Consider the following 13,146-nt stretch of genomic DNA (forward strand, 5'->3'; position numbering starts at 1 on the left):
TGGACGCCGATCTTCACCGAGGTGGACGCCGTGGACCTGACGGTGCTGGAAGGCCGCATCCCGGACGACATCGACGGCGTCTATGTGCGCAACACCGAGAACCAGATCCACCAGCCGCTGGGCCGCTATCACCCCTTCGACGGGGACGGCATGGTGCACACCATCAGCTTTCGCGGCGGCAAGGCGGACTATCGCAACCGCTTCGTGCGCACCCGCTGCTTCCAGGCCGAACAGGAGGCGGAAAGCTCGCTGTGGGGCGGGCTGATGGACCCGCCGGGCACGTCGCTGCGTCCCGGCTTCGGAGCCCACGGCGCCATCAAGGATTCCTCGAGCACCGATGTGGTGGTCCACGCGGGCCAGATCCTGTCCACCTTCTACCAGTGCGGCGAGGCCTATCGCCTCGATCCCGAAACCCTGGAGCAGTCCGGCGTGGCGCCGTGGGGTCCGCTGGACGGCGTTTCGGCCCACCCCAAGGTGGACGAGGCCACCGGCGAGATGCTGTTCTTCAACTACGGCGTCCATGCGCCCTACATGCACTACGGGGTCGTGGACCGGACCGGCGCCCTGGTCCACTACGTTCCCATCGAGCTGCCGGGACCGCGCCTGCCCCACGACATGGCGTTCACCACCAACTACTCGATCCTCAACGACTTCCCGCTGTTCTGGGATCAGGACCTCCTGAAGAAGGGCGTCCACGCCTCGCGCATGCACGACGGACTGAAGTCGCGCTTCGGCATAATTCCCCGATACGGCCAGCCGGAGGACATCCGCTGGTTCGAGGCCGACCCCACCTATGTGCTGCACTTCCTGAACGCCTATGAGGACGGCGACGAGATCGTTCTGGACGGCTACTTCCAGGAGACCCCCTGCCCCGAGCCGCTGGAGGGCTATCCTCCGGGCATGAGCCACATGATGGCGTTTCTGGACGAGCACAGCTTCCGTCCCCGGCTGCACCGCTGGCGCTTCAACCTGAAGACCGGCGAGACCCGCGAGCATCATATGGATGACCGGCTGCTGGAGTTCGGCATGTTCAACCAGCGTCACGCGGGCGTGCCGTACCGCTACGCCTACAGCACCACCACCAAGCCCGGCTGGTTCCTGTTCACCGGCTTCGTCAAGCACGACCTGGAGACCGGCCAGTCATGGACGGTCAGCCTGCCCGAAGGCGTCTACGCCAGCGAGGCGCCCTTCGTCCCCCGCATCGACGCGAAGGACGAGGACGACGGCTATCTGGTCAGCTTCCTGATCGACGAGACCTCCCATACGTCCCAGTGCGTGCTGATCGACTGCAAGGACTTCGAGGCCGGGCCGGTGGTCCGCATCGCCCTGCCCCACAAGATCTCCAGCGGCACCCATTCGGTCTGGGCCGACCGCCGATTCATCGAGCACGGCGTCCTGCCGCGATGCGATTGAGAGCATGGCGCCATTTGCGACTATTGCTGAGGCGACAAGGCCACAGCGTCCCCAAGCCCTCAATGGGACGAGGAGACGATGCTACGGCATTTCCTGGCCAAGAGCCTGGAGAAGACCTTTTATGACTTTGCCGCAGGCTTTGCCTTGGCCGATGGCGTCGCCTCCGACTGCGGGCCCGCAGACGCAGGGGCCTTGCGGAGAGCTCCGGTCAACCCGTCAAGGTCGGCCCCGGACAGGCCGACCTCCGCCATCAGCTGATCAACGAGTGGCGCCTGGGCGCGGTAGCGCAGGGCGCTGCTCACCACCTGGTCGGACAGGCTGCCGCCATCCTGGCCGCCGACGGGCGCCCCTGCGCCGCCGCCGCCGTTCAGGCCCTCGACCTGAACGATCTTGATCGAGTCGATATTCTCCATCGGCTTGACGGATTCAGCGATGATGCGGTCAAGATTTTCGATGAGCTTGATGCGGATCTGCATCGCGATCTGTTCGGGGGAGAGAAGGTTGGCGGCGGCGTTCAGGGCATTCTGCCCCGCAGCGTCGACCTCGTACCGAACCCGCGCGGCTTCGGCCGCGGCGCGCACGGCCTCGGCCTGGGCCACAGCCTCGATCTTGGTCTGGTCGGCGGCCCCTCGCGCCTTTTCACGGATCGCCTCGGCCAGATCCGCAGCCGCTGCCTTTTCGGCCTCGGCGGCGACGCGGATGCCGATCGCCTCCCGCTCGGCCTGCTTGGCCGCCTCGATCAGCTCGATGATCTTCTGACGGTCGGCCGCCTCGCGGTCGCGCATCGTCTTGACCTGCTCTTCGGCCTGAACAGCAAGCGCAAGGGCCTTGTCCGCTTCCGCCTTCGCTTCGGACTGAGCCCTGGATTTCTCGGCGACGGCGATGTCGCGATCCTGCTCGGACAGCTCGACCGACTTGGCCTTTTCGATGTTCTGCGTTTCGATCGAACGGGCCTTGGTGATTTCGCGCTCCGCGACTTCCTGTTCCATCGCGATCCGCTGCTGGGCGATCAAGCGTTCGGCTTCGATCCGTGCCTGGTCGATCTGCTGCTGGGCGGTGATCTTGGCGTCTTGAGCCTCGCGATTCCGTTCGGCTTCCTGGCGAGCAACATCAGCGGCCTGTTCGGCCCGGCGGTTGGCGACTTCGCGCGCCTGTTCGAGCTGGGCGTATTCCTCGTCGCGACTGATCTCGAGAGTGCGGCGCTGCGCTTCCAGGTTCTTGGTGCGGATCTGAACCTGGGTGTCCTGTTCGATGTCGTTGCGCAGCTTCTTGCGCAGTTCGATTTCCTCGGTGAGCCGGGTGAGGCCTTCGGCATCGAAGGCGTTCGACGGATTGAAATGTTCCATCGCCGTCTGATCGAGACCGGTGAGGGACACGGTTTCCAGCTCGAGACCATTCTTGAGAAGGTCCTCGGACGAGACCTGCTGCACCTTCTGGACAAAGTGGGTGCGCTGCTCGTGGAGCTCGGTCATCGTCAGTTCGGCGGCGACCGACCGAAGCGCGTCGACGAACTTGCCTTCGACCAATTCCTTCAATTCAACCGGGTTCATGGTGCGCAGCCCCAGCGTCTGGGCGGCGGATGCAATGGCTTCAGCGCTCGGTTGCACGCGGACATAAAACTCCGCCAGAACATCCACACGCATGCGGTCCTTGGTGATCAGGGCCTGTTCATTGGAGCGCTGAACCGCCAGTCGCAGCGTGTTCATATTGACTTCGATGGTCTCGTGCAGAACGGGCAAAACCAGAGCGCCGCCGTTCATCACGACCTTCTCGCCGCCGAAGCCGGTGCGGACGAAGGAGGTTTCCTTGGCCGCCCGCTTGTAGAGCCGCGCGAACACCAGGCCCAGGATCAGCAGGGCCACGATGCCGAGACCGGCGATGATGGCAATCTCGATGAGCGAGTTCATTTCAGGTGTTCTCCAGGCGGCCGATCAACTGGCGGAGTCGAGCAGTGACGCGTTTGTGGTGCGTATGGCGTAGTAGCGAGCCCCGACGTGGCGGACGAGCAGAACGTTGGAGCCCTGAGCGAAGGCGTCGGTCGGGGTGTCGGGTTCGACCATGACGTAATGAGCCTGGCCGTGTTCATCGCGCACCCGAGCCTGGGCGGCGCTTTCGTGACGCGCCTCGCCGGTGACGATGGTCGCCACACGGCCGACCAGCGTGTCGCGCGACACGGCCTGGGTCTCATCGTGCGGCATGATCCGGGAGACAACCCGTCCGAAAACACGAGTGACCGGCAGGGCGACGATAAAGGCCGCCGGGGCGGCCACGAACCAGGGCGCCGGCTGGTCGAGGAAAGCGGCGAACAATCGCTGACCGATCAGCCCGGTCATGCCGAAGGCGAACAGGAAGACGACGATCAGCATCAACAGCGGCAAGCGACCGACGTTGATCCAGGACAGCAGCGAGGGAGTCTCGACATTGATGTCGCCATCCAGGCCATCGATCCCTTCACCGATCGCCAGCCCCGCCCCAAGCCCGAGGGCCTCGACAACCCCGATCAGGAGCATCAGAACCAGAGCCGCTACAAACGGCACGTTGCCGGCGGCGAGGATGAACTCCCACATCGACAATCAGTCCTTGTCAGCAGCCCGCGCCCTGATGGCGGCCAAGCGTTCGTCGACGCGATTGCGGCGAGCCAGGCCGTCAAGCTCCGCCAGCTTGGCGCCTTTTTCGCGCTCAACACCGCCCAGAGCCGGAGCGCCCTCTTTGGCCATCAGCCGGTCGAAGGCGCCGGTTGCATTCTCCACGCGGCGTGTGACGCTGGGCCCCTCGCCCGAACCCACCCCGCTGCTCGCCGCGGCCGCTTCATCGGCGCCGCGCTGACGCGCCAGCAACATCGACTGAAACGCCTCTTCCATCTCGCGGCGCTTGGCCAGCAGCGCCGCGACGTATCCCTCCAGCTCTATTTCCCGCTTGCCGGCCTCGGCCACGGTCGCCTCAAGCACCGGGACCTGGGCTTCGACGTCCAGCTGATGTTCGATTGCGGCGCGCGCCAGATCTTCACGGCTTTCGCGCAGCGCCAGTTCGACCTGACCCGCCAGTTCCTCGTGTCGGCTGCTCTGTTCCGTCAAACGCTTGTTGGCCAGATGCTTGCTTGCGATGGTGCGGCCCAGTTCCGCTCGCACGTCATCAACCGCCTTGTCGATCTCGCGCAGCGTCTGCTGCACCACAGCGTCAGGCATCGCACCTTCGATGGCGTCGATGAGCGCATGGGCGCTTCCCGAGACGATGCGGCCAACGCGCGCGCCCAATGTGTCCGCCATGATCTTGAACCCTTCCGTTAGCGCGCGGCCGCAGCCGCAGAAACAAGCCGCATCAAATCACCAAGCACAGACAAGCGGCGGGAGACGACGTGAGCATCATAGCCTGGCGCGGTCGGCGTCACTGCCCACCGCAACAACTGTTCCGTCATTCTCGCCGCACAGTCCACCAGTCGCGCTTCAAAACGCTCGAGATCGGCAGCAGTGGTTTCGGCTCCCGGTCTTGGCGCAATCAGTGCGAGCGCGAGAAATTCCTCGGCCGAAGTCATCAGGCTCACAGCCACTTCGGAGTGGACGTCGAGATCCTGCTCCACGGCTCGAAGGGCGCGGATGGCAGATGAGAGCTGATCATGGCTGATGGAGAGGGCCGTAGAGAATGACCGGACCGGTTCGGCGTTCTGACGCGCCTGCCGAATTAGCCCGCGGATCTTGTCGCTCGCGGTAACGGCGCCGTCGATCTCAAGGACGGTGAGAAACCCGTTGTCCTCTTCTGACAAGCGCACGCTCAAGGGTGTCGACAGGGAAGCCATGACCAAGGCGTATTACAACGTAGTGCATTTGTAAACTGTCATTCTGAAATTCAAGCCCTGGTGCGACGACGCCGACGCGGACTTCCGAGTGCTCAGGGAAGCCTGGTTTCGCGCTCAGCGAGCGTATCTCTGCCGATACCAGTCCACGAATGCGGGCACGCCGCGGCTGATCGGGGTTTCGGGTTTGTAGCGGATCAGGCGCTCCAGCAGGTCGGACGAGGCCGTGGTGTGCGGTACATCGCCGTCCTGCATGGGCAGGAAATTCTTGGTCGCTGTGCGTCCCAAGGCGCGCTCCAGTTCACCGATGTACTCCATCAGGGGGATCGGCCGGCCTCCCCCGATGTTGACCACCCGGAAGGGCGCAACGGGCGACAGGCTGTCGTTCTCGACACGATTGGCGTCGTTCGGCGCCACATCCATCAATCGCACGACGGCTTCCACCAGGTCGTCGATGAAGGTGAAGTCGCGGGACATGTCGCCGCCCCCGTAAACATCGATCGGTTCGCCCGCCAGAATGGCTTTGGCGAATTTGAACAGCGCCATGTCCGGCCGGCCCCACGGCCCATAGACGGTGAAGAAGCGAAAGAAGGTCGTCGGAACGCCGAAGAGGTGCGCATAGGCATGCCCCATCAGCTCTGTTGCGCCTTTGGTGGCGGCGTAAAGCGTCATGGGATGAACCGCCCTGTCTATCTCCCGGAAGGGCATATCGGTGTTCGCCCCGTAGGCCGAGCTGGTGGAGGCGCACAGCAGGTGCCGGACCGGCAGACGCCGCGCCGCCTCCAGCACATTGAACGAGCCGACCAGATTGGCGGAGATGTAAGCCTCGGGATGGTCGATGCTGTAGCGAACGCCCGCCTGGGCCGCCAGGTGGACGACCATGTCCGGTGCGAACGCCGCCCAGGCCGCATTGAGCGCCGGGCCGTCCTCCAGCGCCAGCCGCGCGACGCGAAATGCCTCATACCCCTCCAGGATGGCGTTCCTGTCCTCTTTCAAGGCCAGATCATAATAGGGAGAGAAGCAGTCGATCCCCAGCACCTCATGGCCATCCTCAAGCAGCCGCCGGGCGAGGTGAAAACCAATAAATCCGGCCGCGCCGGTGATTAGATAGCGCATGCCATGCCCTCCTTTTCCCGACAGCCATTCCTCGGAGGACAGGCTCTGCCGCTCGTGCCGCGCAGGCGGTTCATCACCTCTTGCTCCAGATCACATCTCGCCATCCAAGGCTTCCCAAAATGCTGAACCAGGGATCATGCCCCCGCCGAACGCCGGAATTGCTTTCGCAATCAACTCTGCAAACCCAAAGTGAAGATCAACAGTCTCGCCTGCCAAGGGGCAAAGGCGGGCCAGGACAGCGATGGCCAGCGCTGATATGAGAGCTGAGCCGCACGGGCATCCGTTTCCCCACAGGAGCCGTTTCTGAGCCATGATCCTTCTAGAAATCGTTCTCCTCCTCGCCCGCAACCTGGCCCTGATCGTGGTGGTCATGATGGCGCTTTGGCTCCTCGCCCTGAAGCTGAAAGATGTCAGCTTCATCGACGGGGTGTGGGGTCTGGGCATGGTGCTGCTGGCGGGGGCGACGTTCCTCCAGACGGACGGCGACCCCCTGCGCAAGGGGCTTCTGACCGGGCTGTGCGCCGTGTGGGGCATCCGGCTGGGCGTGCACCTGCTGAACCGCTGGCGCGCCCACGGCCCGGACCGGCGCTATCAGGCCCTGCTGAAGAACCGCGCCAGCAAGGGCCAGGGCTTCGCTCCGGCCTCGCTGATGTTCGTGTTCCTGCCGCAGGCCGTGCTGCTGTGGCTGACCTGCCTGCCGGTGCAACTGGGTCAGGTGGCGGCGGCGCCCGCCGTCGGATGGATCGGCTGGATCGGCGCGGCCCTGGCCCTGTTCGGCATCGTGTTCGAGACCGTGGGCGACGCCCAGCTCTCGGCGTTCAAGCGGGACCCGGACAGCAAGGGCAAGGTGCTGAACACCGGCCTGTGGCGCTACACCCGCCACCCCAACTATTTCGGCGACGCCTGCGTCTGGTGGGGGCTGTGGCTGGTGGCGGCGGAGACCGTTCCGGGTCTGTTTGCGATCCTCGGGCCGATCTTCCTGACCTTCACCCTGACCAAATGGTCGGGCGCGCCCACCACCGAGGGCGGCATGCACAAGACCCGGCCGGGCTATGCGGACTATGTGAAGCGGACCAGCGGCTTCTTCCCCTTGCCGCCGAAGAGGACGGCGGACTGAATTCGCCGGATTGGCGATAAGCGAACCAAGTCCGGGCGGCTGCGTTAACCTTTGCGGCCGAGCTGGAGAAACCGCCATGAAATCTGTGCTGTCGATCGCCGGAGCCGGAGCGCTCGGCGCCCTTATGCTGTCCGCCGCCCCCGCCCTGAGCCAGAGCTACGGCGGGGCCTATGGCGCCAGCTATGATTATGACCGGGGCGCCTATGCCTATGGCAACGCCTATGCGGGCCAGGATCCGTCGTACGGCTACGACCGACGCGGCTCATACGACAGGGGCTATGACGACCGGGGATACGGCGACAGACGGTATGAAGACCGGGGGCGTGGCTATGATCGCGACCATCGCCATCGGGATGGCTATGATCCGCCGCAACGCCCAGCGCCCTACACCAGCTACAATGCCCACGGCGTGAACAGCGCCCATGTGACCGGGTACAGCTATGGCTACGGCGGGGCGGGGTATCCCTACGCACAGACCCGGAGCTACAGCTACGGCTATGCTCAACCGTCCCATGGCTACAGCCAGTATGGCTACGCCGACCGGGGCGGGCGATACGGGTACAGCCGGAACGTTCGCCATGACCAGCGCCGGCCCGGCTACCGCGACCGGTACGGCTATCACGACGACCGCCCGCCGACGCGCCACCGGGCCGAGTATCGGTATGACAACGATTACCGCTACGACCGGGACTGCTATTGCCAGGACGTCTATCTGTACGACCGCTGAGGATCGTCAGGTGGCGGCCATCTCCTGAACGATGGCTTCGGCGGCAACGCGCGGATCAGGCGCGGCGGTGATGGGGCGGCCGACCACCAGATGGGTGGCGCCCGCCTGCAGGGCCGAGGCCGGGGTGGCGGCGCGGGCCTGATCGTCCAGGGCGGCGCCCGCCGGGCGGACGCCCGGGGTGACGATCAGGAAGTCGCGGCGGCCGGCGGCGGCGGCCAGGGCGCGGACCTGCGCCGCCTCATGGGGGCTGGAGACCACCCCGTCGATGCCCGCATCCAGCGCCTGACGCACCCGCAGGGCCACCAGATCGGCAGCGGACAGGCTGTGGTCGTCGGCGGTCAGGTCCGCGTCGGTCAGGCTGGTCAGGACCGTGACGCCCAGGATCTTCAGGCCCGAGCCCTCGGCGCCCTTTCTGGCCGCCGCCATCACCTGCGGCCGGGCGTGGACGGTCAGCAGGTCACAGCCGGACCCGCCCAGGGCCGCGGCGGCCTTTTCCACGGTCGCGCCGATGTCGTGCAGCTTCCAGTCCAGAAAGACCTGCTTGCCGTCCGCTTTCAGGTCGCGGGCCAGAGCCATGCCGTCGGTGGCGAACAACTGCAGCCCCACCTTGTAGAATTCGACGGCGTCGCCCAGCCGCCCGGTCAGGGCGCGGGCCTCGGCGGTGGTGGGGAAATCCAGGGCGCAGATCAGGCGCGGGTCGGACATGGCGTGGTCTCCGGGCGCTCGGGTGAGTGAACGCGGGTTGCGAAGCGGCGCGACCCGGCCGATAGAGGCGGAACGCGGGGCAGAACAGATTTTCAGGCCAAGACATGGACATGAACGCCGTCGATCTCGGGGTCAACCTCTTCGTGGCCCTGTTCGCCCTGGCCGATCCCATCGGCAATGTGCCGATCTTCGCGGCCGCCACCCTGGGCGCCACGGCGGCGCAGCGGCGCGGCATCAGCGGCATGATCGCCCTGACCATGATCGGGTTTCTGGTCTTCTTCTTCGTCACCGGCCTGGCCCTGCTGGAGTTCTTCGGCATCTCGCTGGCGGCGTTCCGGATCGCCGGGGGCATCCTGCTGCTGTTCCTGGGCCTGGACATGACCCGGGATGACTTCCTCAAGACCTTCGCCGACGTGGATCCGACCAACGATCCGGGTGACGTTCGCGGCTATGCACGCCGCCGGTTCCAGCGTCTGGTGGTGCCCATCGCCATTCCGCTGCTGATCGGACCCGGCGCCATTTCGGCGGTGATCATCCAGGCGGGCGAGGCCCGTGAGATCGGCGCGGCGGGCTGGGCCGCGGGTCTGGCCGCCATTGTGGCGGTGTCAGTGGTGACTTTCGCCTGTTTCGCGGTCTCGGGCCTGATCAGCCGCCTTCTGGGTGAAGTGGGTATGGCCATCGTGGTGCGGGTGCTGGGCCTGATCCTGTGCGCCCTGGCCGTCCAGTTCATCATCGTGGGCCTGGGCGAGGCCACCAACGGCTTCATCAACTTGGCCGCCTCGGCGCCCTACGGCGAGGGCGGGCACTGAGGGAGGGTCAGCCCTTCCGGATGACGGCCAGAAGTTCGTCCCGCACCTCGGACTCATAGGGCATGGCCGGGCCGCGCCCCCACACCGGATCGGGCCACAGGCCGTCGTCGCGGCGCCGGCCGACCACATGGACGTGCAGCTGGGCGGTGACATTGCCGATGGCGGCGATGTTCAGCTTTTCCACCGGCCGCATGGACCGCTGGCCGATGGCGCGCACCATGGCGCCCGCGCGTACGGTCTCCTCCATCAGCACCGCCCGTTGTTCCGCCGTCAGCTGGTCCAGTTCGACCAGGCCCTCGAAGCGGGGAATCAGGATCAGCCAGGGAAAGCGCGCGTCATCCTGCAGCCGGACCTGACACAGCGGCCAGTTCGCCGCCCCGATCGAACCGGCGTCAAAGGCCGGGTCGGCAGCGAAGGCCTCCGTCATCGCCCCAGCGCCGCCCGCTGCATGGCGAACAGCTCGGCGCAGCCGCCTTCGGCCAGCCCGAACAGGCGGTCGAACTCGGCCCGGCTGAAGCCGCGCTTCTCGCCGGTGGCCTGGATCTCCACGATGTCGCCTGACCCCGTCAGGACAAAGTTGGAATCGGCCTCGGCATTGGAATCCTCTTCGTAATCCAGGTCCAGCACGGGCGTATCCATGAAGACGCCGCAGGACACCGCCGACACCTGATCCAGGATGGGATCGGTTTTCAGCACGCCTTCGTCCTTCAGATAGTTCAGGGCCGAGGCCATAGCCACCCAGGCGCCGGTGATGGCGGCGGTGCGGGTGCCGCCGTCGGCCTGGATCACGTCGCAGTCGATCAGCACCTGCCGCTCGCCCAGCGCCTTCATGTCCACCACCGCCCGCAGGGAGCGGCCGATCAGACGCTGGATTTCCTGCGTCCGGCCCGACTGCTTGCCCGCCGCCGCCTCGCGCCGGCCCCGGGTGTGGGTGGCGCGCGGCAGCATGCCGTATTCCGCCGTGACCCAGCCCTGGCCCTTGCCGCGCAGCCACGGCGGCAGGCTTTCCTCCACCGACGCGGTCACAAGAACCTTCGTATGGCCGAAGCTGACCAGGCACGAGCCCTCGGCGTAGCGATTGACCCCGGTCTCGAGGGTGACGGGGCGAAGCTGTTCGGGCGTGCGTTCAGACGGGCGCATGAGTCTCGCTTATCGTATTGGAAGTGGTCGCCCGGACGCTTATCCTGAAAGGGTGAGCCTGTCCCGTCCCGAAGCCATGAAATCCGTTTATCCGCAGCCCCCCGCAGCGGAGGCCCGGTCATGAGCCTGTTCGCCCCCTCCGCCCCTCTGGCCATGCTGGATGACCGGGCGCGGGACATCTTCCGCCGCATCGTCGAGACCTATCTGGAGACGGGCGAGCCTGTCGGCTCGCGCACCCTGTCGCTGACGGGGGTGTCCCTGTCGCCCGCCTCCATCCGCAACACTATGCAGGACCTGACGCTGGCTGGCCTGCTGCACGCCCCCCACACCTCGGCCGGTCGGGCGCCCACCCATGCGGGGCTCCGACTGTTCGTGGACGGTCTGCTGGAGATCGGCGACATCAGCCAGGAAGAGCGCCGCGAGATCGACGCGCGTCTGGCCGTGCACAAGGGGGCGGCCGGCCGCGGCGGCTTCGAGGAGGCTCTGGACGCGGCCTCGTCCTTGCTGTCGGGCCTGGCGGGCGGCGCGGGGGTGGTGGCCAGCCCGGTGCGCGAGACCGGCGTGCGGCATGTGGAGTTCGTGGCCCTGGGCGAGGATCAGGCTCTGGCGGTTCTGGTGGCCGAGGACGGGACGGTGGAGAACCGGCTGATGCCGCTGGCCCCCGGGGTCACGGCCTCGACCCTTCAGGAGGCCTCCAACTTCCTCAACGCCCGGCTCAAGGGGCGGCGCCTGCAGGAAGCCCGCAGTGAAATGAGCGCCGAGCTTCAGGCCGCCCGGCGCGATCTGAACGAGGCCGCCGCCAGGCTGGTGGAGGACGGCATGGCCGCCTGGTCCGGCGGGCCCGACCGCGAGCGCGCCCTCATCGTGCGCGGCCGCGCCAATCTTCTGCAGGACCGCGAGGCGCTGGAGGATCTGGAGCGGGTGCGCGTCCTGTTCGACGACCTGGAGCAGAAAGAACAGCTGATCGGCCTTCTGGACGGGGTCACAAACGCCCAGGGGGTGCGCATCTTCATCGGCGCCGAAACGCGACTGTTTTCACTTTCGGGTTCCGCCGTGATCGCGGCGCCCTATATGTCGGGCCGACAGCGGGTTCTGGGCGCCATCGGCGTAATCGGACCTGCAAGACTGAACTACGCCCGTGTCATTCCGTTGGTGGACTATACCGCCCGGGTGCTGGGCCGGATGCTGGACGGACAGGAAACGTGAGCGACACCTATAACGACCGAAACGACGCCGAAGCGCGCGACGAAGCCGACCTGAACGCCGAGGCGGGGCTTGACGCCGATCCCGCCCACGCGTTCGAGCAGGAGGACGATCTGGGCCCCATCGACGCCCTGATCACCGAGCGCGACGAGTGGAAGGACCGCGCCCTGCGCGCCGTAGCCGAGGCCGACAACGTCAAGCGCCGCGCCGAGCGCGAGATGAATGACGCGCGCGCCTACGCCATCACCCGCTTCGCCCGCGATCTGCTGGGCGTGGCCGACAATCTGTCGCGCGCCTTGCAGGCGGCTCCGAAGGAGAACGCCGACGCCGCCGTGGGCGGTCTCGTCACCGGGCTGGAGATGACCGAGAAGTCGCTGCTGTCGGCCTTCGAGACAAACGGCCTGACCCGCGTGGCGCCCGAGGCGGGGGAGGCGTTCGACCCCAACCTGCATCAGGCCATGATGGAGCAGCCCTCTGACACCGTGGCGGCCGGCCAGGTCATCCAGACCATGCAGGCGGGCTACGCCCTGTTCGGCCGGGTCGTGCGTCCCGCCATGGTGGTGGTGGCCGCGCGCGGATCGGGCGGCGGCTCGCAGGAGCCGGGCTCCCGGGTCGATGCCAGAGCCTGATCGGTTGCGGGGAAGTCGTTTCGCGATTTCGCCGATGCCGTGAATCAGGCTCCAGGCATCAAGGTCTGAGCCTCAGAGATGGGTTTGGAAATGCGCCAGCAGGCGTGACCAGCCGTCCGCCGCCGCTTCGGCCTGATAGCTGGGGCGGTAGTCAGCGTGGAAGGCGTGTCCGGCGCCCGTATAGAGCACGATCTCGCTGGTGGTCTGGCCTTCCCGGGTCAGGGCCTCGCGCATGGCCTCAACCGACGCGACGGGAATGCCCCGGTCGTTTTCTCCGTACAGGCCCAGCACCGGGGCCTTGAGGTCGCCCGCCATATCCACCGGCCAGGGCGCGCCGGCGGTCGCGCCGTCTTCCGGGGCCAGCCGCCCGTACCAGGCGACGCCCGCGCCAAAGGCCGCGAACCGCGCCGCCGCCTGCCAGACCACCTTGCCGCCCCAGCAGAAGCCGGTGATCCCGACCCGCTCGCTGTCGGCCCAGATCTGGCCGCCCAGCCACT

General features: G+C 66.5%; 15 protein-coding genes. 6 read left to right on the forward strand and 9 right to left on the reverse strand.

Annotation, left to right across the window (positions count from 1 at the left end; all coding sequences use genetic code 11):
* Positions 1-1,413, forward strand: a 1,413-nt coding sequence (locus tag C0461_RS10530; protein WP_292106624.1) for a carotenoid oxygenase family protein, incomplete at its 5' end; no start/stop codon positions are given.
* 119 nt (positions 1,414-1,532) lie between these two features.
* Here the strand turns inward: C0461_RS10530 and C0461_RS10535 are convergent.
* The 5 genes from C0461_RS10535 to C0461_RS10555 form a co-directional block, all read right to left on the reverse strand.
* The gene (locus C0461_RS10535; RefSeq protein WP_292106627.1) at positions 1,533-3,320 is read right to left on the reverse strand and encodes a flotillin family protein; all 1,788 of its coding nucleotides are present in this window, start codon (positions 3,318-3,320) and stop codon (positions 1,533-1,535) included.
* Between the two features lie 24 nt (positions 3,321-3,344).
* The gene (locus tag C0461_RS10540) at positions 3,345-3,980 is read right to left on the reverse strand and encodes a YqiJ family protein (protein WP_292106630.1); all 636 of its coding nucleotides are present in this window, start codon (positions 3,978-3,980) and stop codon (positions 3,345-3,347) included.
* 6 nt (positions 3,981-3,986) lie between these two features.
* Entirely contained in the window at positions 3,987-4,679 is a 693-nt protein-coding gene (locus C0461_RS10545; protein ID WP_292106632.1) for a PspA/IM30 family protein, read from the reverse strand.
* Positions 4,680-4,696: 17 nt separating this feature from the next.
* Positions 4,697-5,179, reverse strand: a complete 483-nt coding sequence (locus C0461_RS10550; protein WP_292106659.1) for a hypothetical protein — start codon at positions 5,177-5,179, stop codon at positions 4,697-4,699.
* A gap of 141 nt (positions 5,180-5,320) precedes the next feature.
* Positions 5,321-6,319, reverse strand: coding sequence for an NAD-dependent epimerase/dehydratase family protein (locus C0461_RS10555; protein WP_292106635.1), 999 nt, complete (start codon positions 6,317-6,319; stop codon positions 5,321-5,323).
* Positions 6,320-6,629: 310 nt separating this feature from the next.
* Here C0461_RS10555 and C0461_RS10560 point away from each other — a divergent pair, with 310 nt between their 5' ends.
* Together C0461_RS10560 and C0461_RS10565 are read left to right on the forward strand one after the other, a co-directional pair.
* Entirely contained in the window at positions 6,630-7,436 is an 807-nt protein-coding gene (locus C0461_RS10560) for a DUF1295 domain-containing protein (RefSeq protein WP_292106639.1), read from the forward strand.
* A 76-nt stretch (positions 7,437-7,512) separates the two neighbouring features.
* The gene (locus C0461_RS10565) at positions 7,513-8,163 is read left to right on the forward strand and encodes a hypothetical protein (RefSeq protein ID WP_292106642.1); all 651 of its coding nucleotides are present in this window, start codon (positions 7,513-7,515) and stop codon (positions 8,161-8,163) included.
* Between the two features lie 6 nt (positions 8,164-8,169).
* On the opposite strand, the gene pyrF is transcribed toward C0461_RS10565, so the two are convergent.
* On the reverse strand, positions 8,170-8,868 hold the full coding sequence (pyrF, locus tag C0461_RS10570) for an orotidine-5'-phosphate decarboxylase (RefSeq protein WP_292106645.1): 699 nt from the start codon (positions 8,866-8,868) through the stop codon (positions 8,170-8,172).
* A gap of 110 nt (positions 8,869-8,978) precedes the next feature.
* Between pyrF and C0461_RS10575 the strand changes: the two genes are divergently transcribed.
* The gene (locus tag C0461_RS10575) at positions 8,979-9,677 is read left to right on the forward strand and encodes a MarC family protein (protein ID WP_292106646.1); all 699 of its coding nucleotides are present in this window, start codon (positions 8,979-8,981) and stop codon (positions 9,675-9,677) included.
* A 7-nt stretch (positions 9,678-9,684) separates the two neighbouring features.
* Here C0461_RS10575 and C0461_RS10580 read toward each other — a convergent pair whose 3' ends face one another.
* Together C0461_RS10580 and rph are read right to left on the reverse strand one after the other, a co-directional pair.
* A complete protein-coding gene (locus C0461_RS10580) occupies positions 9,685-10,104 on the reverse strand; it encodes an HIT domain-containing protein (protein ID WP_292106647.1) in 420 nt (139 codons plus the stop codon).
* The gene (gene rph, locus C0461_RS10585; protein WP_292106648.1) at positions 10,101-10,817 is read right to left on the reverse strand and encodes a ribonuclease PH; all 717 of its coding nucleotides are present in this window, start codon (positions 10,815-10,817) and stop codon (positions 10,101-10,103) included. Before rph ends, C0461_RS10580 begins: the two co-directional genes overlap by 4 nt.
* Before the next feature lie 120 nt (positions 10,818-10,937).
* On the opposite strand from rph, the gene hrcA reads away from it, so the two are divergent.
* Together hrcA and grpE are read left to right on the forward strand one after the other, a co-directional pair.
* Entirely contained in the window at positions 10,938-12,023 is a 1,086-nt protein-coding gene (gene hrcA, locus C0461_RS10590; RefSeq protein WP_292106651.1) for a heat-inducible transcriptional repressor HrcA, read from the forward strand.
* Positions 12,020-12,649 carry a nucleotide exchange factor GrpE gene (gene grpE, locus C0461_RS10595; protein ID WP_292106653.1) on the forward strand — a complete coding sequence of 210 codons (630 nt, stop codon included), beginning with the start codon at positions 12,020-12,022 and terminating at the stop codon, positions 12,647-12,649. The genes hrcA and grpE overlap by 4 nt, the downstream gene beginning before the upstream one ends.
* Before the next feature lie 72 nt (positions 12,650-12,721).
* On the opposite strand, the gene C0461_RS10600 is transcribed toward grpE, so the two are convergent.
* On the reverse strand, positions 12,722-13,146 hold a 425-nt coding region (locus tag C0461_RS10600), incomplete at its 5' end, for a dienelactone hydrolase family protein (protein WP_292106656.1).

It is taken from the genome of Brevundimonas sp. (assembly GCF_013823285.1).
Taxonomy (GTDB): Bacteria; Pseudomonadota; Alphaproteobacteria; order Caulobacterales; family Caulobacteraceae; genus Brevundimonas.

Coding starts and splice junctions, on each gene's coding strand:
- C0461_RS10560 (WP_292106639.1), top strand. CDS start 6,630: ATGATCCTTCTAGAAATCGTTCTCCTCCTCGCCCGCAACCTGGCCCTG.
- C0461_RS10565 (WP_292106642.1), top strand. CDS start 7,513: ATGAAATCTGTGCTGTCGATCGCCGGAGCCGGAGCGCTCGGCGCCCTT.
- hrcA (WP_292106651.1), top strand. CDS start 10,938: ATGAGCCTGTTCGCCCCCTCCGCCCCTCTGGCCATGCTGGATGACCGG.
- C0461_RS10580 (WP_292106647.1), bottom strand. CDS start 10,104: ATGACGGAGGCCTTCGCTGCCGACCCGGCCTTTGACGCCGGTTCGATC.
- C0461_RS10555 (WP_292106635.1), bottom strand. CDS start 6,319: ATGCGCTATCTAATCACCGGCGCGGCCGGATTTATTGGTTTTCACCTC.
- C0461_RS10535 (WP_292106627.1), bottom strand. CDS start 3,320: ATGAACTCGCTCATCGAGATTGCCATCATCGCCGGTCTCGGCATCGTG.
- pyrF (WP_292106645.1), bottom strand. CDS start 8,868: ATGTCCGACCCGCGCCTGATCTGCGCCCTGGATTTCCCCACCACCGCC.
- C0461_RS10545 (WP_292106632.1), bottom strand. CDS start 4,679: ATGGCGGACACATTGGGCGCGCGCGTTGGCCGCATCGTCTCGGGAAGC.
- C0461_RS10575 (WP_292106646.1), top strand. CDS start 8,979: ATGAACGCCGTCGATCTCGGGGTCAACCTCTTCGTGGCCCTGTTCGCC.
- C0461_RS10540 (WP_292106630.1), bottom strand. CDS start 3,980: ATGTGGGAGTTCATCCTCGCCGCCGGCAACGTGCCGTTTGTAGCGGCT.
- rph (WP_292106648.1), bottom strand. CDS start 10,817: ATGCGCCCGTCTGAACGCACGCCCGAACAGCTTCGCCCCGTCACCCTC.